Origin of the sequence: Paracoccus yeei ATCC BAA-599, from assembly GCF_000622145.1 — a bacterium.
GTDB classification, from domain to species: domain Bacteria; phylum Pseudomonadota; class Alphaproteobacteria; order Rhodobacterales; family Rhodobacteraceae; genus Paracoccus; species Paracoccus yeei.
The window spans coordinates 117,947-136,770 of record NZ_KK211403.1; the positions used below are offsets into that span (position 1 = coordinate 117,947).

Annotated in this window: 17 protein-coding genes; 11 read left to right on the forward strand and 6 right to left on the reverse strand. The window is 68.1% G+C overall.

Annotation, left to right across the window (positions count from 1 at the left end; genetic code table 11):
* Window positions 1-69 precede the first annotated feature (69 nt).
* Genes BU28_RS23975 through BU28_RS0120115 form a run of 3 tightly spaced genes read left to right on the forward strand, consistent with a single transcriptional unit; the run spans window position 70 to window position 2,592 of the window.
* Window positions 70-1,173: a PhoH family protein gene (locus BU28_RS23975; RefSeq protein ID WP_036763815.1), complete on the forward strand. Its 1,104-nt coding sequence runs from the start codon at window positions 70-72 to the stop codon at window positions 1,171-1,173.
* Window positions 1,166-1,687, forward strand: coding sequence for an rRNA maturation RNase YbeY (gene ybeY / locus BU28_RS0120110; RefSeq protein WP_051578347.1), 522 nt, complete (start codon window positions 1,166-1,168; stop codon window positions 1,685-1,687). The genes BU28_RS23975 and ybeY overlap by 8 nt, the downstream gene beginning before the upstream one ends.
* Entirely contained in the window at window positions 1,684-2,592 is a 909-nt protein-coding gene (locus BU28_RS0120115) for a CBS domain-containing protein (protein ID WP_028721015.1), read from the forward strand. Before ybeY ends, BU28_RS0120115 begins: the two co-directional genes overlap by 4 nt.
* On the opposite strand, the gene BU28_RS24385 is transcribed toward BU28_RS0120115, so the two are convergent.
* The 3 genes from BU28_RS24385 to BU28_RS0120130 form a co-directional block, all read right to left on the reverse strand.
* A complete protein-coding gene (locus BU28_RS24385; RefSeq protein ID WP_028721016.1) occupies window positions 2,589-3,401 on the reverse strand; it encodes a GNAT family N-acetyltransferase in 813 nt (270 codons plus the stop codon). The two genes, BU28_RS0120115 and BU28_RS24385, sit on opposite strands and share 4 nt — an antisense overlap.
* Before the next feature lie 12 nt (window positions 3,402-3,413).
* A complete protein-coding gene (purL, locus tag BU28_RS0120125) occupies window positions 3,414-5,585 on the reverse strand; it encodes a phosphoribosylformylglycinamidine synthase subunit PurL (protein ID WP_028721017.1) in 2,172 nt (723 codons plus the stop codon).
* A 285-nt stretch (window positions 5,586-5,870) separates the two neighbouring features.
* The gene (locus tag BU28_RS0120130; RefSeq protein ID WP_028721018.1) at window positions 5,871-6,806 is read right to left on the reverse strand and encodes a LysR family transcriptional regulator; all 936 of its coding nucleotides are present in this window, start codon (window positions 6,804-6,806) and stop codon (window positions 5,871-5,873) included.
* Between the two features lie 157 nt (window positions 6,807-6,963).
* Between BU28_RS0120130 and BU28_RS0120135 the strand changes: the two genes are divergently transcribed.
* The 8 genes from BU28_RS0120135 to BU28_RS0120170 all read left to right on the forward strand — a co-directional run bounded on the left by BU28_RS0120135 (window position 6,964) and on the right by BU28_RS0120170 (window position 16,225).
* Window positions 6,964-10,362, forward strand: a complete 3,399-nt coding sequence (locus BU28_RS0120135) for an indolepyruvate ferredoxin oxidoreductase family protein (RefSeq protein ID WP_028721019.1) — start codon at window positions 6,964-6,966, stop codon at window positions 10,360-10,362.
* Between the two features lie 64 nt (window positions 10,363-10,426).
* Complete coding sequence (locus BU28_RS0120140; RefSeq protein ID WP_028721020.1) at window positions 10,427-11,239, forward strand: glutamate racemase; 813 nt, start codon at window positions 10,427-10,429, stop codon at window positions 11,237-11,239.
* A gap of 18 nt (window positions 11,240-11,257) precedes the next feature.
* Window positions 11,258-11,701 carry a cytochrome c maturation protein CcmE gene (gene ccmE, locus BU28_RS0120145; protein WP_028721021.1) on the forward strand — a complete coding sequence of 148 codons (444 nt, stop codon included), beginning with the start codon at window positions 11,258-11,260 and terminating at the stop codon, window positions 11,699-11,701.
* Window positions 11,702-11,775: 74 nt separating this feature from the next.
* Window positions 11,776-12,387: a holin-associated N-acetylmuramidase gene (locus BU28_RS0120150; protein WP_028721022.1), complete on the forward strand. Its 612-nt coding sequence runs from the start codon at window positions 11,776-11,778 to the stop codon at window positions 12,385-12,387.
* Window positions 12,378-12,884 (forward strand): holin family protein, encoded by a 507-nt coding sequence (locus BU28_RS0120155; RefSeq protein WP_028721023.1) that lies wholly within the window; start codon window positions 12,378-12,380, stop codon window positions 12,882-12,884. The genes BU28_RS0120150 and BU28_RS0120155 overlap by 10 nt, the downstream gene beginning before the upstream one ends.
* An 88-nt stretch (window positions 12,885-12,972) precedes the next feature.
* The gene (locus tag BU28_RS0120160; protein WP_028721024.1) at window positions 12,973-14,934 is read left to right on the forward strand and encodes a heme lyase CcmF/NrfE family subunit; all 1,962 of its coding nucleotides are present in this window, start codon (window positions 12,973-12,975) and stop codon (window positions 14,932-14,934) included.
* A gap of 4 nt (window positions 14,935-14,938) precedes the next feature.
* The gene (locus tag BU28_RS0120165) at window positions 14,939-15,391 is read left to right on the forward strand and encodes a cytochrome c-type biogenesis protein (RefSeq protein WP_028721025.1); all 453 of its coding nucleotides are present in this window, start codon (window positions 14,939-14,941) and stop codon (window positions 15,389-15,391) included.
* 63 nt (window positions 15,392-15,454) lie between these two features.
* Window positions 15,455-16,225, forward strand: coding sequence for an enoyl-CoA hydratase-related protein (locus BU28_RS0120170; RefSeq protein ID WP_028721026.1), 771 nt, complete (start codon window positions 15,455-15,457; stop codon window positions 16,223-16,225).
* Between the two features lie 3 nt (window positions 16,226-16,228).
* On the opposite strand, the gene BU28_RS0120175 is transcribed toward BU28_RS0120170, so the two are convergent.
* The 3 genes from BU28_RS0120175 to BU28_RS0120185 form a co-directional block, all read right to left on the reverse strand.
* A complete protein-coding gene (locus BU28_RS0120175) occupies window positions 16,229-16,912 on the reverse strand; it encodes an NUDIX hydrolase (protein ID WP_028721027.1) in 684 nt (227 codons plus the stop codon).
* Entirely contained in the window at window positions 16,909-17,340 is a 432-nt protein-coding gene (locus BU28_RS0120180) for a DUF983 domain-containing protein (protein ID WP_028721028.1), read from the reverse strand. Before BU28_RS0120180 ends, BU28_RS0120175 begins: the two co-directional genes overlap by 4 nt.
* Window positions 17,341-17,418: 78 nt before the next feature.
* Window positions 17,419-18,810: a diguanylate cyclase domain-containing protein gene (locus BU28_RS0120185; protein WP_028721029.1), complete on the reverse strand. Its 1,392-nt coding sequence runs from the start codon at window positions 18,808-18,810 to the stop codon at window positions 17,419-17,421.
* Between the last annotated feature and the right edge of the window lie 14 nt (window positions 18,811-18,824).

An 18,824-nucleotide genomic window follows, 5' to 3' on the forward strand; every position in this document is an offset into this window, starting at 1 on the left:
GGGCCCCTTGTGCGAATCCCGCGCAGTTGCAACCATGAACCTGTCCTTTCGTCCTGACCGGAGACAAATTTGGGTCTTTCCCCGACGCCCCCCGCGACCGTGAACGCTGGCGAAACCCTGCTGGAATTCCATGACAACAGGCTGCTGATCGACCTGTGCGGCCCCCATGACCGCCATCTGGCCCGGATCGAGGAGGCGCTGAAGGTCCATATCCTGCGACGCGGCAACCTGTTGTCCGTGGTCGGCCCCGCTGACGCGCAATCCGAGGCGGCGCAGGTCCTGCGCGGGCTTTACGCGCGGCTGGAACAGGGCCGCCCGGTCGAGATGGCCGAGGTCGAGGCCGCGCTGCGCATGGGTGTCGAGACCGCCCCCGAAGGCCCGAGCCCGGCCGAGCAGCTCGAGATGTTCCAGTCGGGCCCGATCGAGCTGCGCACCCGCAAGAAGACCATCGAGCCGCGCACGGATGCGCAAAAGGACTATGTGCGGGCGCTGTTCGGCAACGAACTGGCCTTCGGCATCGGCCCGGCCGGCACCGGCAAGACCTATCTGGCCGTCGCGGTCGGCGTCACCATGCTGATCGGCGGCCATGTCGACCGCATCATCCTGTCGCGCCCTGCTGTCGAGGCGGGCGAGCGGCTGGGCTTTCTGCCGGGCGACATGAAGGAAAAGGTCGACCCCTACATGCAGCCGCTCTACGACGCGCTGAACGATTTCCTGCCGTCGAAGCAGATGCAGAAGCTGATGGAAGAAAAGCGCATCGAGATCGCGCCCCTGGCCTTCATGCGCGGCCGGACGCTGTCGAACGCCTTTGTCGTTCTGGACGAGGCGCAGAACGCCACCACCATGCAGATGAAGATGTTCCTGACCCGCCTGGGCGAAGGTTCGCGCATGGTCATCACCGGCGACCGCACCCAGATCGACCTGCCGCGCGGCGTCCATTCCGGCCTGACGGATGCGGAAAAGATCCTCAAGGATATCAAGGGCATCAGCTTCAGCTATTTCACCGCAAAGGACGTGGTGCGCCACCATCTGGTCGCCCGCATCATCGAGGCCTACGACACCGAGGCCGAGGCGGCGCTGGCCCGGGGCGAGCCGCTGGACGACCGCGGCCAGCGCATCCCGCGCCGCGAGCCGCGCTTCCTGACCAACGCCGGGGGGCAGGCCGATGCCTGACGAGATGCCGGAGCACGAGCAGGGCGAGATCGTCGACATCGTGATCGAGGACGAACGCTGGGAGGACGTGGACCTGCTGGGCATGTCCCGGCGCGCCGCCCATGCGACCGGCGAATGGCTGGGGCTGGAAGGCTTCCAGATCGTCGTCATGGGCTGCGACGACGACCGCATCGCCGGGCTGAACGCCGAGTTCCGGGGCAAGCCCAAGCCCACCAACGTGCTGAGCTGGCCGGCCCTGGCCTTCGACCAGCGCGAACCGGGCGTCCGGCCGGACTTGCCCGATGTCGAGGAGCTTGGCGACATCGCCATATCGTTCGATACCTGCCAGCGCGAGGCCGAGGCCCAGGGCAAGCCCTTTGCCGACCATGCCACGCACCTGCTTGTCCATGCCATGCTGCATCTTGCAGGATACGACCATATCGACGATCTGGATGCCGAGACGATGGAAGATGCCGAACGCTCGATCCTGGGCAAGCTGGGCATCCCCGATCCCTATCTGGAAATGGAAACATGACGAACGACCGAAGTCCCGACACTCCCGAACCCGCCACACGGGACGAGGGTGGCGGAGAGGGACGCGAGCATCCGCAGACACGGGGCCTTTTCGGCCGTCTTCTGGATGCGTTTTCGGGCAACGACCCCGAGGCGGACGCCCGGCAGGGGGACGAGGCCGGGGGCCAGGGCGTCCTGGGCCTGGGCAACCTGCGCCGGATGCGGGTCGATGACGTGGCCATCCCCAAAGCCGAGATCGTGGCCGTGCCCGTCACCACGACCCTGCCGGAACTGGTCGAGATCTTTCGCGAACACGGGTTTTCGCGCATCCCCGTCTATCGCGACACGCTGGACGCGCCGTTGGGCCAGATCCACCTGAAGGACCTGGCGCTGAAATACGGCTTCGGCGCCGAGGCGCCGGCCTTTGGCCTGCAGCCCATGCTGCGGCCGCTGCTTTATGTTCCGCCATCGATGTCCATCGGCGTGCTTTTGCAGCACATGCAGCAGAAGCGCATCCATATGGCGCTGGTCATCGACGAATATGGCGGGGTGGACGGCCTTGTCACCATCGAGGACCTGATCGAGCAGGTCATCGGCCAGATCGAGGACGAGCATGACGAGATCGACGGCGGCCTGATCCTGCCCGAAAGGCCGGGGCAATGGCTGATCCAGGCCCGCGCGCCGCTGGAGCTGGTCGAGGCCGAAACCGGGCGCAAGCTGGACACGGACCCCGACGACGACATCGACACGCTGGGCGGGTTGATCTTTGCGCTGACCGGCCGCGTTCCGCTGCGGGGCGAGGTCATCCCCCATGGCTCGGGCGTCGAGTTCGAGATCATCGAATCCGACCCGCGCCGGGTCAAGCGGCTGCGGATGCGGCTGGCCGGTGCGCCGGCCCAGACCGGGCCGGACGCCCAGGCGTCCTAAAGGGCGGCGAAGGCCGGGGCGTGCGCGATGGCGCTGCCCCGGGGCAGCGCGGGGCCCGCGGCCAGCAGGTGCGGGCCGGCATAGGGGGACTGCACCTCGACCGGCTGAAAGCCAAAGCGCGCGTAATAGGCCGGATCGCCCAGAACCACGACCGTGTGATCCGCCATCGCCGCCAGCGCCGCGCGCACCAGGGCCGTGCCGATGCCTCGGGCCTGAACGGCCGGATGGACCGCCAGGGGCGCCAGCGCCAGCGCCGGGCCTTCGGCTGCCAGCGGCGACAGGGCGACGTGGCCCACGATGCTGCCCTGGACATCGGCCACCAGGGACAGCGCCAGATCACCCGCCGCGCGCAGGTCGGACACCAGCCGCGATTCAGCCCCGCCGTCGAAGGCCAGCTCAAGCAGGGCGGCAATCGCCGTCCTGTCCTGCGGGTGTTCGGGGCGGATACGGGGCATAACCTCAGTCCGGGTGAAGTCGCGCAGGATCGCGCTGCTTTCCGTGCCCCAAGGGCTGGCGGCGGTGCGGGCCTGATGCGCGGCGAAAGCCTCGGCATCGGCGAAAAGCTCATCCAGGCGCCAGACCATCGGATCGTCCTGCTGGCTCAGGTCGAAGCGCAGGTTGCCCGGCTCGGCCCGGCTCAGGCTGACGTGTTGGGGCAGCAGGTCCAGCGCCAGCATCATCTGTGCCGCATCCTGGCAGGTCAGCGTGCCCGACAGCGCGACCAGCGGGCGGTCAAGGGCGATGCCTTCCCCACCCTCGATCCGGGCGGGGGCGTGGTGGTGGTGGTGCCCGCAGGCGCAGCCGGTCATCGGGTTCCCCTTTCAGGCAAGGCCAAGGTTCAGGGTCTGGACGAAGGCGGTGCGGTAAAGCTGCGAGAGTTCGGCCAGGGGGGCACTGTCGCCGCCCAGCGTGACGGCATCGCCGCCAAAGCGCCCGACACGCGCCAAGGGCACGCCTGCTTCCTGTGCGGCCCGGGCCAGCGCCTCGGCATTGGCGGGGGTGCAGGCGACCAGATAGCGGGCCTGATCCTCGCCATAAAGCTGGGCGATGTCGGCGCTGTCCAGCGTGACGCCCAGCCCGGCCGCCTCGGCCAGCTCAAAGGCCGCCAGCGCTAGCCCGCCGTCCGACAGGTCGGCTGCGGCGCTGAACAGTTTGCCTTGTGCCCGGACGAATTCGCCATGCTTGCGCTCGGCCGCCAGATCGACCGGCGGGGCATCGCCCGCCTCGATGCCGAAGGCCTCGGCCGCTAGCGCCGACTGGCCCAGATGGCCCGCCGTGTCGCCGATGACCAGGGCCAGGTCGCCCTCGGCCGGCAGGCCGGCGATCAGGTCGTCCAGATCGGCGATCAGCCCGACGCCGCCGATGGTCGGGGTCGGCAGGATGCCCTTGCCGTCGGTTTCGTTGTAAAGCGAGACGTTGCCCGAGACGATGGGGAAATCCAGCGCCGTGCAGGCCTCGCCGATGCCTTTGATCGCGCCGACGAACTGGCCCATGATCTCGGGCTTTTCCGGGTTGCCGAAGTTCAGGTTGTCGGTCGTGGCCAAGGGCAGGGCGCCCACGGCGCAGAGGTTGCGATAGGCCTCGGCCACCGCCTGCTTGCCGCCCTCATAGGGGTTCGCCTTGACATAGCGCGGCGTCACGTCGCTGGTGAAGGCCAGCGCCTTGCCCGAGCCATGCACCCGCACCACGCCGGCGCCAAGCCCCGGACGGCGCACGGTGTCGGCGCCGACCTGGGTGTCGTATTGTTCCCAGACCCAGGCCTTGTGCGCATAGCTGGGCGAGCCGATCAGCGCCCGCAGCGCCGCGATGGGGGCAATGGCGGGCAGGGCCGGCATCGCGCCCGCGGCGGGGGTTTCCACCCAGGGCCGGTCGTATTCCGGTGCGCTGGACGACAGCTTCGACAGCGGCAGGTCGGCCACCACCTCGTTGCCATGCACGATCAGGAACCGATCCTCGGCAATCGTCTCGCCGACGATGGCGAAGTCCAGGTCCCATTTCTCGAAGATCGCGCGGGCCTCGGCCTCCTTCTCGGGCTTCAGCACCATGAGCATGCGCTCCTGGCTTTCGGACAGCATCATCTCGTAAGCCGTCATGGCGGTTTCGCGCTGCGGGACATGATCCAGCACCAGCTTGATGCCCAGGCCGCCCTTGTCACCCATCTCGACGGCCGAGCAGGTCAGCCCCGCCGCGCCCATGTCCTGGATCGAGATCACGCTGTCGGTCTGCATCAGTTCAAGGCAGGCCTCCAGCAGGCATTTCTCGGTAAAGGGGTCGCCGACCTGAACGGTGGGACGCTTTTCCTCGATCGTGTCGTCGAATTCGGCGCTGGCCATGGTGGCGCCGCCAACGCCGTCGCGACCGGTCTTGGCGCCCAGATAGACCACCGGCATCCCCACGCCCGAGGCCGCCGAGTAGAAGATCTTGTCGGCATCGGCGAGGCCCGCCGCAAAGGCATTCACCAGGCAGTTGCCGTCATACGAGGCATGGAAGCGCACCTCGCCCCCCACGTTCGGCACGCCGAAGGCATTGCCATAGGCGCCGATCCCCTCGACCACGCCCTTGACCAGATGCGCGGTCTTGGGGTGTTCGGGCCGGCCGAAGCTGAGCGAATCCATGGCGGCGATGGGGCGCGCGCCCATGGTGAAGACATCGCGCAGGATGCCGCCCACGCCGGTCGCAGCGCCCTGGTGCGGCTCGATATAGCTCGGGTGGTTGTGGCTCTCCATCTTGAAGACAACGGCCTGGCCGTCGCCGATGTCCACCACGCCCGCGTTCTCGCCCGGACCGCAGATCACCTGCGGGCCGGTGGTGGGCAGGGTGCGCAGCCATTTCTTCGAGGATTTGTAGGAGCAATGCTCGTTCCACATGGCCGAGAAGATGCCAAGCTCGGTAAACGTCGGCTCGCGGCCGATGATCTCCAGGATGCGCTGGTATTCGTCGGGCTTGAGGCCGTGCGCGGCAATCAGCTCCTCGGTGATCTGCGGTTCGTTCATGCTTGGCGCCCCTTTCCCCGGTTCTGTGGCCTTTTAAGCGCCGCCGGGGGTTTAGGAAAGGGGCCGCAGGCCGCCGTGCCGCGCGTCCCGGCAGGCAGGGCCGGGAAACGGGCAAAAAAAAGCCGGGCACGAGGCCCGGCCTAAGTCCAACAGGGAGGTTGAAGGTGATGAGAGTTTCCTCAGACCATCTCCTTCGCAGCCCGAGATATGTGCAGTTTGCGAACGGTTCAAGGATGAAAACCGGATCGCGGGGCATGACAGATATGCGCCACGCGAATGGCTGGCCTATTCCGTCGGCGCGGGGGCCATCCCCCCGACCAGATTGGGGTTTTCTGCCTGGTGCTTGCGGATCGACTGGATCTCCTCCAGCACGAAGTCGCGAAAGGCGCTGACCCGGCGCGAGGTGCGCAGTTCCTCGGGGAAGGCCAGGAACACGGGGACCTCGTGCGACTCGATGTCGGGAAAGACTCGGGTCAGGTTCGGGAAGTCCGCTGTCAGGTAATCGGGCAGCACGCCGATGCCCACATGGTTCAGCACGCCCTGCAGCACGCCGAAATAGTTATTCACCATCAGCATCGAGTTCAGGTTCTTGGTCAGCAGCATCTGGACCAATACCGCCCCCGAGCTGACCTGCGGCGCTTCCGGGCTTTGGCAGATCAGTCGGTGCGTCGACAGATCGTCGAGCGTCTGCGGCGTTCCGGCCGAGGCGAGGTATTCGGGCGTCGCGTAAAGCCGCATGCGGATGTTCAGCAGCCGGCGGCGGATCAGGTCCTGCTGGCTCGGCTCTTTCATGCGGATGGCCACGTCCGCCTCGCGCATGGGCAGGTCCAGGACGCGTTCCTCAAGCATCAGGTTGATCTTGAGGTCGGGATAGCGTTCGTAAAGCTTGGCCAGGCGCGGCACCAGCCACAGCGTGCCGAAGCCGGTGGTGGTCGTCACCTTCAATTCGCCATAGACATGTTCTTCGCTGTCCCTGATTCGCGCGGCGGTGGTGTCGAGCTTCTTCACCATCGAGGATGTGGCCTCGAACAGCAATTCGCCCTGCTCCGTCAGGATCAGACCACGGGCGTGACGGTGGAACAGCGTGGTGCCCAGCGAATCCTCGAGGGCACGGATCTGGCGGCTGACGGCGGACTGGGACAGATGCAGGACGTCGCCCGCGTGGGTCAGCGACCCCGCGTCCGCGACAGCGTGAAATATTCTTAGTTTGTCCCAGTCCATAACAGTGCTTTCATGCCGTATCAGCCATGCGTTTTTTGCAACCCTTGTGCAGCGAAAGCAATGCAAGAATCGGTGTTTTTCCCGAGAAATGACTTTATCGGTCAATATTTCTGACCTACACTGCCTCCATACCAGTCATCCAGCTTGGGAGGGCCAGATGAGTGTGCAGGAATTTTCCTTGTCCGACCGTTTGGATCTGTCGCACCGGCATGTGTTGCTGAACGGCACGCAGGCGCTGGTGCGGCTGATGTTGATGCAGGCGGCCCGCGATCATGCGGCGGGGCTGAACACGGCGGGGCTGGTCACGGGCTATCGCGGCTCGCCCCTGGGTGGCGTTGATCTGCAGATGATGAAGTCGCGGGACGCGCTGACGGCGGCGAAGGTGCTGTTCCAGCCGGGCCTGAACGAGGATCTGGCCGCCACCGCCATCTGGGGCAGCCAGCAGGCCGAACTGCGGGGCGAGGGGAAATACGACGGCGTCTTTGCGCTTTGGTATGGCAAGGGCCCGGGGGTAGACCGCTCGGGCGACGTGATGCGCCATGCCAATATGGCGGGTTCGTCGCGCCTGGGCGGCGTGGTCATGGCGATGGGCGACGACCATACCGGCGAATCCTCGACCGTGCTGCACCAGTCGGACTGGGCGCTGGTCGATGCCTATATCCCGGTGCTGTCCCCGGCGGGCGTGCAGGAAATCCTGGATTTCGGGCTGTACGGCTTTGCCCTGTCGCGTTTCGCGGGGGTGTGGACCGGGCTCAAGACCATGAAGGACACGGTCGAGGCGACCAGCGTGGTCGATGGCGATCCGTTCCGGCTGCGCTTCGTGACGCCCGATTTCGCGATGCCGCCGGGGGGGCTGAACATCCGTCTGGGCGACACGCCGGTGGCGCAGGAAGCGCGGATGATCGACCACAAGCGCTTTGCGGCCGAGGCGTTTTCACGCGCGAACCGGCTGGACCATCCGGTGTGGAACCATCGCGGCGCGCGCATCGGCTTTGTCGCCGCCGGCAAGAACTGGCTGGACCTGGTCCATGCCCTGTCCCTGCTCGGCATCGACGAGCCCGAGGCCGAGCGGCTGGGCATTTCCACCTACAAGGTTGGCCAGACCTGGCCCATGGACATGAAGTCTTTCCAGGAATGGTCTGAAAAGCTTGAGATCATCGTGGTTGTCGAGGAAAAGCGCAAGCTGATCGAGGTGCAGGTCAAGGAGGCGATCTTCGACAACCGCCACGGTCGCCGGGTGCTGGGCTGGAAGCACGACCGCACGGGCGAGGAACTGTTTCCGACCCGCTATGCGCTGGATCCGGTGATGATCGCCGAGAAACTGGGCGCCATCCTGATCGAGGAGGGGCGCGGGACCGAAGGCGTCCGAGCCGGGCTGCGCCGGCTGGCCGAGGTGCGCCGCAACGACAACGCCCCTGAACTGGCGGTGCGGACGCCGTGGTTCTGCTCGGGGTGCCCGCATAACACCTCGACCCGCCTGCCCGAAGGCGCGCGCGCCTATGCCGGGATCGGCTGCCACTACATGGTGCAGTGGATGGGGCGCGAGACCGTCGGCTTCACCCATATGGGCGGCGAGGGCGCGAACTGGATCGGCGAGGGTCCGTTCAGCAAAAGAAGACATGTGTTCCAGAACCTTGGGGATGGAACCTATAACCATTCCGGGTCCCTTGCCATCCGCGCGGCCAAGGCTGCGGGGGCCAACATCACCTACAAGATCCTGTTCAACGACGCCGTCGCCATGACCGGCGGCCAGCCGAACGAAGGCGGGCTGACCGCGCAGCAGATCGTGCGCGAATTGCAGGCGATGGGCGTTTCCCCGGTGATCGTCGTGCATGACGAAAAGGAGCAGATCGACCGCGCGGCCTTTCCCAAGGGCCTGCGGTTCGAGGAACGCGCCGCGATGCAGGCCGTGCAGAAAGAGCTTGAGGACGTGCCCGGCGTCAGCGCCATTGTCTATGTCCAGACCTGCGCGGCCGAAAAGCGCCGCCGTCGCAAGCGGGGGGCGTTCCCCGACCCGGACCGGCGCATCTGGATCAACCCCGAGGTCTGCGAAGGCTGCGGCGACTGCGGGGTGCAGTCGAACTGCGTCTCGATCGTGCCCAGAGACACGGAGCTTGGCCGCAAGCGCGCCATCGACCAGTCGAGCTGCAACAAGGATTATTCCTGCGTGCGCGGGTTCTGCCCCAGCTTCGTCTCGGTCCGCGGCGCGGTGCCGCGGCGGCCCCGGGCGCAGGCGCTGGACCTGCCCGACTTGCCCGCGCCCGCGTTGCCCGCGATCCGGGGCACGCATAACCTCGTCATCACCGGCGTCGGCGGCACCGGTGTCGTGACCGTGGGCGCCGTGCTGGCCCAGGCCGCGCATATCGACGGCAAGGGCGCCGGCATGATGGAGATGGCGGGTCTGGCCCAGAAGGGCGGCGCCGTCCACATCCACCTGCGCCTGGCCGACCGTCCCGAGGACATCAGCGCCATCCGCGTCGCCGTGGGCGAGGCTGACTGCATCATCGGCGGTGACCTCGTGGTGACGGCGGGGTCCAAGACCATCGGACTGATGGCGCCGGGCCGCACCGGCGCGGTGGTGAACGAGCACGAGATCGTGACCGGAGAGTTCACCCGCAACCGCGATTTCCAGATCCCCGGCGACCGCCTGAAGCTGTCGCTGCAAGCGCGGCTTGGGGGCAAGGTGGTGTTTCTGGACGCCTCGACCCTGGCGCTGCGGCTGCTGGGGGATTCCATATACTCCAACATGCTGGTGCTGGGCGCGGCCTGGCAACAGGGGCTGATCCCGCTGACCGAGGCCGCGATCCTAAAGGCCATCGACCTGAACGGCGCCAAGGTGGCGGAAAACCGGCGCGCCTTCCAGATCGGCCGCTGGGCGGTGGTCCATCCGCAAGACGCCGCGCGACTTGTTGAGGGCCCGAACGTCTCGGCCCTGCCGGTCGATCCGGTCGAATACCGGGCGCGGCGCCTGGTCGATTACCAGGACCGCGCCTTGGCCGAGCGGTTCCGCGCCCTGGTCGCCCTGGCCCCGCCGGATCTGCGCGACAGCGTGGCCTTGGGCTACTACAAGCTGCTGGCCTACAAGGACGAATACGAGGTCGCGCGGCTGCATCTGGCCTCGGCCGCGGCGGTGGCGGCCGAGTTCGAAGGGGACGCGCGGATCAGCTTTCACCTGGCCCCGCCCGTCCTGCCCGGGCGCGACCCCGACGGGCGGCCCCGCAAGCGCGAGTTCGGCGCCTGGATGGTGCCGGTGTTTCGCGTCCTGGCCGGCATGAAGCGGCTGCGGGGCAGCGTGCTTGACCCATTCGGCTGGCTGCCCGAGCGGCGGGCCGAACGCGCCGCCATTGCCGAGTACGAGGCGGACATGCGCAGATGGCTGCCGACGGTCACGCCCGCGAACCTGGCGCTTGTGCGGGAACTGGCCGAACTGCCGCTGACCGTGCGGGGCTACGGCCCTGTCAAGGAGGATGCCGCAAAGGCCTCCCGGGCGCGGCGCGCCGAACTGCTCGACGCCCTGCACCGGGGCGGCGCGCCCATGGCGCAGGCGGCGGAATGACATAAATCATGGCATTTGCCGCCGCCCGGCCCTAAAAGAACCCGTCGCGAGCAGGAGGCTAGTCATGGCAGTAGGCGTATTCGATTCGGGTCTGGGCGGGCTGACGGTCCTGGATGCCATCGCCGCCCATAGCCCCGACCTGCCTTTGGTCTATCTGGGCGACAACAAGCACACCCCCTATGGCGTGCGCGATGCCGATGACATCTTCAACCTGACCTGCGCCGGGGTGGAACGGCTGTGGGAGGAAGGCTGCGACCTGGTGATCCTAGCCTGCAACACCGCCTCGGCCGCCGCGCTGAAGCGCATGCAGGAGAAATGGCTGCCCAGGGACAAGCGGGTCCTGGGCGTGTTCGTGCCGATGATCGAGGCGCTGACCGAGCGGCGGTGGGGCGACAACTCGCCCCCGCGCGAGGTCGCGGTCAAGCATGTGGCATTGTTCGCCACCCCCGCTACCGTGGCCAGCCGGGCGTTCCAGCGCGAGCTGGCGTTCCGCGCCATCGGCGTCGATGTCGAGGCCCAGCCCTGCGGCGGCGTCGTCGACGCCATCGAGATGGGCGACGAGATCCTGGCCGAGGCGCTGGTGACATCCCATGTCGAGGCGCTTTTGCGCCGGATGCCGCACCCCGAGGCGGCCATCCTGGGCTGCACCCATTATCCGCTGGTCCAGGCCGCTTTCCAGAAGGCGCTGGGACCGGGGGTCAAGGTCTATTCCCAGCCGCAACTGGTGGCCGAAAGCCTGGACGATTATCTAAAGCGCCGGCCCGAGTTCCTAGGCGCCGGCACGCGGTCGCGGTTCCTGACCACGGGCAATCCCGAACGCGTCTCGGGCAAGGCCACGCAATTCCTGCGCCATCCGATCAGGTTCGAAAGTGCCTGAATAAGGAAAGCTTGAGACATGAAATCGCTGAAGAAACGGCGTAGAATACAGGTTCTGGTCGCGGCGGCCGCGGCGCTGGTCCTGGCGGTGGCGCTGATCGGCTACGGTTTTCGCGACGGGATCAACCTGTATCGCGCGCCCAGCCAGATGGCCGACAATCCGCCCCAGGCGGGCGAGGTGTTCCGCCTGGGCGGCCTGGTCGAGACCGGCACCCTGATGCGCGGCGCGGGCGAGACGATCAGCTTTCGCGTGACAGACGGCGGCGCCTCGGTTCCGGTGCGCTTTACCGGGGTCCTGCCGGATCTGTTTGCCGAGGGGCAGGGCATGATCGGCACCGGCCGGATGGAGGGCGACACTTTCGTCGCGACCGAGATCCTGGCCAAGCACGACGAAAGCTACATGCCGCGCGAGGTCATCGATTCGCTCAAGGAGCAGGGCGTCTACGAGGACCCGAATTCCTGACGCAACGCGCGCAGGGTTAAGAAAGGGTTAACCGCGCCGTTCCAGCCTGACGCCTCTTCTTGCTGGGGGCTGGAATGAAGACGGTTGAACAGATCGCGGCCGAGATCGTCGCGCGTGAAGGGGGCTACGTCAACGACCCCGACGACCCGGGCGGGGCGACGAAATTCGGCGTCACGCTGGCCACGCTGCAACGGCTGGGGCTGGACCTGACCCGTGACGGCCGCGTGGACGCGACCGATGTCAAGGCGCTGACCCAGGCCGATGCGGTGCGCATCTATGTCGAGCATTATTTCCGCAGGCCCGGCCTGGCGCAGTTGCCGGCGTCGATCCAGCCGGCGGTCTTTGACATGTATGTGAACGCCGGCAGCAATGCGATCCGAATCCTGCAACGGCTGGTGACGCGCATGGGCTTTCAGGCGACCGATGACGGTATCCTGGGTCCGCGCACCATCTTGGCCGCAACGCAGGCCGACGCGGCCGCGCCCGGCTATTTCGCGGATGCCTACGGCATCGCGCGGCGCAACTATTACTATGCGCTTGGCGATGCCCGGCCCGCCAGCCGCAAATATGCCCGCACCCGCGCGGGTGGAAAGGGCGGCTGGATCACCCGCGCCGAGGCGTTCATTTCACCGAAATATCACCTGTCGCTGGCCGACCATCGGGCGAGGATCGCGGCATGGGGGTGATGGACCGCTTTCTGGGCGCCAGCACCGCCGTCACCACCGTCGCCAATGCGGCGACCGGCGTGGCCGAGGTGTTCCGCGTCAACGAAACCCGCAAGCTCGAACTGGACGAGGAAGCCTATGCTCGCGCCATCGGCCAGATGTCGGGCGAGTTCGCGGCCCAGCCGCGCGGCTGGTTCGACGGGCTGATGAACGGCATGAACCGCCTGCCGCGCCCGATCCTGACGCTGGGGACGGTCGGGCTGTTCGTCTATGCGATGGTCGACCCCGTGGGCTTTGGCCTGCGGATGGAAAACCTGAACCTGGTGCCGGAACCCCTGTGGTGGCTGCTGGGCGCGATCATCAGCTTCTATTTCGGCGCGCGCGAGGCGCATTATTTTCGCACCCAGCCGCGTTTTCTCCGCGCCGCCACGGCTGCTTCGCCCAAGGCGGTGGCCGGAGCGCCGGACGCCAATCCGGCGCTGGACGACTGGGCCGAGGCGCAGGCCGCCCGCCACTAGCGCGTGATGCGACAAAATAGGCGGTTCGAGGGGCTGGTTTGCCCTTCGTGCCGCCGCTATCCTGCGGCCAGCCACCCGGAGGAGAGCCATGATCGCGGAAATCGGCCATTTCGCCCTGATCCTTGCCTTTGCCGTGGCGATTTTCCAGATGATCGTGCCCATGATCGGCGCCGCCCGGGGCTGGAGCGGCTGGATCGACAGCGCGCGGCCCGCTGCCGTTGCGCAGTTCGGTCTGATCGGCATCGCCTTTGCAGCGCTGACCGTAGCCTTCGTGACCTCGGATTTCTCGGTCCTGCTGGTCTATGAAAACTCGCACACCGCAAAGCCGATGCTGTACAAGATCAGCGGCGTCTGGGGCAACCACGAGGGTTCGATGCTGCTGTGGGTGCTGATCCTGGCGCTGTTCGGGGCGGCGGCGGCGGTCTTTGATGCGAACCTGCCGCCGCGACTGCGGGCGCGGGTGCTGGGGGTGCAGGCCTCGATCGGGGTGGCGTTCCTGGGGTTCATCCTGTTCACCTCGAACCCGTTCCTGCGGCTGGACAACCCGCCCTTCGACGGGCGCGACCTGAACCCGCTGCTGCAGGACCCTGGCCTGGCGTTTCATCCGCCCTTTCTTTACCTGGGCTATGTCGGCCTTTCGATGGCCTTCAGCTTTGCCGTCGCCGCCCTGATCGAGGGGCGGGTCGACGCCGCCTGGGCGCGCTGGGTCCGGCCCTGGACGCTGGCCGCCTGGGTGTTTCTGACCATCGGCATCGCGCTGGGGTCCTGGTGGGCCTATTACGAGCTTGGCTGGGGCGGGTTCTGGTTCTGGGACCCGGTCGAAAACGCCAGCTTCATGCCCTGGCTGATCGCCGCCGCCCTGCTGCATTCCGCCATCGTCGTCGAAAAGCGCGAGGTGCTGAAAAGCTGGACGATCCTGCTGGCGATCATGGCCTTCGGTTTTTCGCTGATCGGCACGTTCATCGTGCGGTCGGGCGTCATTACCTCGGTCCACAGCTTTGCCAGCGACCCCGAACGCGGCGTCTTCATCCTGGCGATCCTGGGCGTCTTCGTCGGCGGGGCGCTTGTCCTTTACGCGATGCGCGCCGGTGCGATGCAGGCGCGCGGGGCCTTTTCGCCGATCTCGCGCGAGGGGGCGCTGGTCCTGAACAACATCCTGCTGGCGGTCTCGGCCTTCGTGGTCTTCATCGGCACGATGTGGCCGCTGATCGCCGAGATGCTGTGGGATCGAAAGCTTTCGGTTGGCGCCCCGTTCTTCGAAAAGGCGTTCACGCCCTTCATGGTGGTGCTGGCGCTGGTCCTGCCGCTGGGCGCGATCATCCCGTGGAAGCGGGGAAAGCTGTCCCGCGTCCTGGCGCCGCTGCGGGGCGCGCTGGCCTGCGCCTGCGCCGTCATGGTGCTGGTCTTTGCCGTGTCGACCGGCCACTCCGCCTTGGCGGTGATCGGTGCGGGGCTGGGATCCTGGCTGATCGCGGGCTCGGCCACCGACCTGTGGCTGCGCACGGGCAACTCGGGCCTGTCGCGCCTGGCCCGTCTGCCGCGCGCGGACTGGGGCAAGGCGGTCGCCCACGCCGGTCTGGGCGTGACCTTCATCGGGGTGGGCCTGCTGATGGCCTGGCAGGTCGAGGATATCCGCGTGGCCCGGATCGGCGAGCCTTTTGAGGTCGCTGGCTACCGCATCACGCTGGAGAAGGTCGAGGAGCGGCCCGGCCCGAACTATGACGCGACCGTCGCCACCATGCGCGTCAGCCGCGACGGGCACGAGGTCGCGCTGCTGCACCCCGAAAAGCGGGTCTATCCGGTCCAGGCCATGCCCACGACCGAGGCGGCGATCCAGAACGGGCTGTTCCGCGACCTGTATCTGGTGATCGGCGATCCGCAGCAGGGCGGCGGCTGGGCCGTGCGCAGCTATATCAAGCCCTTCGCCAGCTGGATCTGGCTGGGCTGCGGGCTGATGGCGCTAGGGGGGCTGATCAGCCTGTCCGACCGGCGCTATCGCGTGGCGGCCGGTGCGCGCAAGGCGCCCGCGCTGGCCCAACCGGCCGAGTGATCCGATGCGGCTGATCCTGCTTTGCCTGATGCTGGTCCTGGGTGGCCCCGCCCTTGCGGTCCAGCCCGACGAGGTGCTGTCCGACCCTGCGCTCGAGGCGCGGGCTCGCGACATCTCGCGCGTGCTGCGCTGTCCGGTCTGCCAGGGCGAGACGATCGACGAATCCAATGCGCCGATCAGCCGCGACCTGCGGCTTTACCTGCGCGAGCGGCTGGTTGCGGGCGACAGCGATGCGCAGGCGATCCAGGCGGTCACCGACCGTTTTGGCGAATACGTCCTGTTCCAGCCGCCGGCCCGGGGGTGGAACTGGCTGCTGTATCTGGCCGGGCCGGTGATGGCGCTGCTGGCCCTGCTGATCGGCTGGCGCTTCGTCGCGGCGCGCGGCCGCGCCGAGCCCGAGGGCGAGGGCCTGACCCCCGAGGAAAAGGCCCGGCTGGACCGGATCATGCGCGACTGACGCGAGGTCCGGCTTTTCCGACCCCGCGCCGCGCGGCAGGATGGCGCCAAACGGGGAGAAACCATGGATCATCAAAGCATTCTTGTCAGCCATCAGGCCGGCGTGACCCAGATCGCACTGAACCGGCCGCAGGTGATGAACGCGCTGAACCGGACCATGCGGGCCGAGATCACGGCCGCGCTGACCGATCTGCCGGCCGGCACGCGCTGCGTGGTCCTGACCGGGACGGGGCGCGCCTTCTGTTCGGGGCAGGACCTGACCGACGCCTCGGCCGGGCTGGATGTCGAACGCGTCCTGCGCGAGGAATACGAGCCGATGCTGGCCGCGATCACCGGCGCGCCGGTGCCGGTCATCGCCGCGGTCAACGGGGTCGCCGCGGGAGCAGGGGCGAACCTTGCGCTGGCCGCCGACCTGGTCATCGCCGCCGAAAGCGCCAGGTTCGTGCAGGCCTTCAGCCGGATCGGCCTGATCCCCGATGCCGGCGGCACCTTTTTCGTCCCCCGCGCGGCAGGGCTGGCGCGGGCCATGGGCATGATGCTGCTGGCCGAGCCCGTCGCCGCCCGGCAGGCCGCCGACTGGGGCATGATCTGGGAAGCCGTGCCAGACGATGCGTTCCAGGACCGCGTGCAGTCCCGGGCGCAGGCGCTGGCGCAGGGTCCGACCCGGGCCTACCTGGCGATCCGGCAGGCTTTGCTGGCCTCGGGAGGGAACGGACTGGCGGATCAGCTTGCGCTGGAGGCAGGATTGCAGGGGCAGATGGGCCAGACCTCGGATTTCGCCGAAGGGGTGGCCGCCTTTCTGGAAAAGCGGCCCGCGCAGTTTTCGGGGGACTAGCGCCTAGGCGATTCGCGCGAAGCGGGGCTGGGGGGTGCGGTTGTCAAAGAACGGCACCGTCTCGGGCATCGTCAGGGGGCCGTCCTGGACAGCCAGCGCAGCGATTTCGGCCAGCACCACCTCGGTGATGAAGGGCAGGTCCAGGGCGCGCGCCTGGGTCAGCGGCACCCAGTGCAGGTGCGAAAGCTCATCGCAGGCGGCAGAGAAGTCGTTGCGATCCCCGTGCAGCCGATCCGCGTCCAGAAGCAGGAAGCGCGCGTCGAACCGGCGCGTGCGGCCCGGGGGCGTGATCGCGCGGAACAGATAGATCAACGCGGCGGGATCGGGGGCCAGCCCCGCCCGGGCGTAATGGTCCCAGCCTTGCGGGGCGGGGCCCGGCGTGCCGGTCATCAGGCCGGTTTCCTCGGCCAGTTCGCGCAGGGCGGCGGCGGCCAATGCCTCGGGGGTGATGGGCGCGCCGTCGCGCGGCTCGGCCGCAAGCAGGCGGCGGGTGCGCGCGTCAAGCGGCATCGCAAAGCGAACCCCGGCGTCTTCGGGATCGACCGCGCCACCGGGAAAGACGTATTTCGACGGCATGAAGGCCGCCTGCGCCCCGCGCTGGCCCATCAGCACGCTGGGCCCGCCGGCCGCGTTCCGGTCCAGCACGATCACGGTGGCCGCGTCGCGGATGGGCATGGGGTCGGTCATGCGGCGCCGGCCTGCTTCGTCCGGGCGGCCGCTTGCGCATCCGCACCGAAGCCGTGCATGCGCCGCGCCCACTGAAAGCCCACGAACCCGCCCTTGATCAGCGGCAACAGCAGCAGCGACAGCACCACGGCCCCGATTCCGAAGCCCAGCAGCAGCGCCGCAGCCGAGGGACGCCAGGCGACAAAGATCGCCAGCATCAGCGGCGCGCCCAGGTGCGACACCAGAAGGATCGTCAGATAGGCTGGCCCGTCGTCGGCGCGCTGGTGCGACAGGTCCTGCCCGCAATCGTCGCAATGATCGCGGATCTTCAGGTAGCCGTCGAACAGGGGGCCTTCGCCGCAGGCCGGGCAACGCCGCATCGCGCCGCGCAGCATCGCCTGTTTCAAGGGCCGCTCGGGCAGGGCGGCGTTGTCCTGGGACCCGGACATGAGCAGTTTCCTTTTGCCTGACCCCGCAAGGATAGGGAACGGCGCGGCAAATGGAAAGCCGGCCCAAGGTCTCGGTTTTCAGGCGGCTATGGCGGGCGTCGCCAGCACGATGCGGTTGCGCCCCGAGGACTTGGCCGTCAGCAGCGCCCGGTCGGCCCGGGCCAGCAGCAGCTCCGGGTCCAGCCTGCGCATCCCGCCCTGCGCGCCATCGGCCAGCGCGATCCCGGCCGAAATCGTCACCGACAGTTCGGGGGCGGCACATTCCGGGGGCAGGGGAACGGGGCGCTCCATCACGCTGCGGCGCAGGCTTTCGGCGATCAGCCGGGCGTCGCGCGCCTGGCAGCCGGGCAGGACGACCAGGAACTCCTCTCCGCCCAGGCGGGCCAGAAGGGCGCTGTCGGGCAGGCTGGCCGCAAGGCGGCGCGAGATGGTGGCGAGCACCGCATCGCCGGCGGCATGGCCGTGCACGTCGTTGACCTGCTTGAAGCGGTCCAGGTCCAGGACCATGACGGCAAGACGCCCGCCCTCGCGCTCGGCTTCGTCGAAAAGTTCGGCCAGCCGGGGCAGGGCGAAGCGGCGGTTGTGCAGCCCGGTCAGCGGGTCGGTCATGGCAAGCTGGACGTTGCGCTGGGTTTCCTCGCGCCGGCGGTCGGCTTCCTGCTTGCGCGCGAGCTGGGATTCAAGGCGAAAGGCGGCTTCGGTCGCGCCGGTCTGGGTGGTCAGGCCGGCGGGCAGCACGTCGCCCGCCCCCAGGTCCAGCGCCACGGCCGTCATCTCGGCGCGTTCCGGACGCAGCACGATCACGAAGCCCGCATCGCGCGACAGGGGACGCGAGCGCAGTTCCGACAGCAGCCGCAGCCCGTCGCCCGGTTGGTGGATGTCGGCGGCAATGACGTAAAGCGCGGGGACGCGGCCGCGCGCCGCCTCGGCCAGCGCGCGTTCGGGGTCGGACACGCCAATGGCGAAGTTGACGCGGCCTTGCAACGCGTGCCGCCAGCCCAGCGCGGTGGCGGGCTGGTCGGCGACGAACAGGGCGCGCGGGCGGGGATCGTGCAGGAAGCCGCGCGAGTCCTCGGCCAGGCCGGTCTGGTGGATGTGATCGAGCATTCCGTCGTGGCGCATCAGCCCACGGATGCGCGCCAGCAGCGTCAGGTCGTCGCTGAAGGCGTCGATCAGCGCCGAGGCCCCGGCCCTGAGCGCCGCAATCCGGTCCGCGCCATGCGCCTGGACCAGCACCGGCAGGTCGGCCCCGCCCGGTGCCGCCCGCAGCGCGGCGCAAAGCTCGGCCCCCGTCATGTCGGGCAGGCTGGCGCCGATCAGCACGATCTGGGGATGGGCCAGTGCCGCGGTCCGCAGCGCCTCGGCCCCCGAGCCAGCGGCCAACACCTCGTAGCAGGCCGAGGTCAGCCGCACCTTCATGGTGATGCGGTTGGTCGGCACGCCGTCCACGACAAGAATGCGCCCCGCCATATTCATCCGCCTGC

What these genes read in the sequence shown, in the direction of transcription:
- ybeY (WP_051578347.1), top strand. Translation starts at nt 1,166, where the DNA reads ATGCCTGACGAGATGCCGGAGCACGAGCAGGGCGAGATCGTCGACATC.
- BU28_RS0120115 (WP_028721015.1), top strand. Translation starts at nt 1,684, where the DNA reads ATGACGAACGACCGAAGTCCCGACACTCCCGAACCCGCCACACGGGAC.
- BU28_RS24385 (WP_028721016.1), bottom strand. Translation starts at nt 3,401, where the DNA reads ATGACCGGCTGCGCCTGCGGGCACCACCACCACCACGCCCCCGCCCGG.
- purL (WP_028721017.1), bottom strand. Translation starts at nt 5,585, where the DNA reads ATGAACGAACCGCAGATCACCGAGGAGCTGATTGCCGCGCACGGCCTC.
- BU28_RS0120130 (WP_028721018.1), bottom strand. Translation starts at nt 6,806, where the DNA reads ATGGACTGGGACAAACTAAGAATATTTCACGCTGTCGCGGACGCGGGG.
- BU28_RS0120135 (WP_028721019.1), top strand. Translation starts at nt 6,964, where the DNA reads ATGAGTGTGCAGGAATTTTCCTTGTCCGACCGTTTGGATCTGTCGCAC.
- BU28_RS0120140 (WP_028721020.1), top strand. Translation starts at nt 10,427, where the DNA reads ATGGCAGTAGGCGTATTCGATTCGGGTCTGGGCGGGCTGACGGTCCTG.
- ccmE (WP_028721021.1), top strand. Translation starts at nt 11,258, where the DNA reads ATGAAATCGCTGAAGAAACGGCGTAGAATACAGGTTCTGGTCGCGGCG.
- BU28_RS0120150 (WP_028721022.1), top strand. Translation starts at nt 11,776, where the DNA reads ATGAAGACGGTTGAACAGATCGCGGCCGAGATCGTCGCGCGTGAAGGG.
- BU28_RS0120155 (WP_028721023.1), top strand. Translation starts at nt 12,378, where the DNA reads ATGGGGGTGATGGACCGCTTTCTGGGCGCCAGCACCGCCGTCACCACC.
- BU28_RS0120160 (WP_028721024.1), top strand. Translation starts at nt 12,973, where the DNA reads ATGATCGCGGAAATCGGCCATTTCGCCCTGATCCTTGCCTTTGCCGTG.
- BU28_RS0120165 (WP_028721025.1), top strand. Translation starts at nt 14,939, where the DNA reads ATGCGGCTGATCCTGCTTTGCCTGATGCTGGTCCTGGGTGGCCCCGCC.
- BU28_RS0120170 (WP_028721026.1), top strand. Translation starts at nt 15,455, where the DNA reads ATGGATCATCAAAGCATTCTTGTCAGCCATCAGGCCGGCGTGACCCAG.
- BU28_RS0120175 (WP_028721027.1), bottom strand. Translation starts at nt 16,912, where the DNA reads ATGACCGACCCCATGCCCATCCGCGACGCGGCCACCGTGATCGTGCTG.
- BU28_RS0120180 (WP_028721028.1), bottom strand. Translation starts at nt 17,340, where the DNA reads ATGTCCGGGTCCCAGGACAACGCCGCCCTGCCCGAGCGGCCCTTGAAA.
- BU28_RS0120185 (WP_028721029.1), bottom strand. Translation starts at nt 18,810, where the DNA reads ATGGCGGGGCGCATTCTTGTCGTGGACGGCGTGCCGACCAACCGCATC.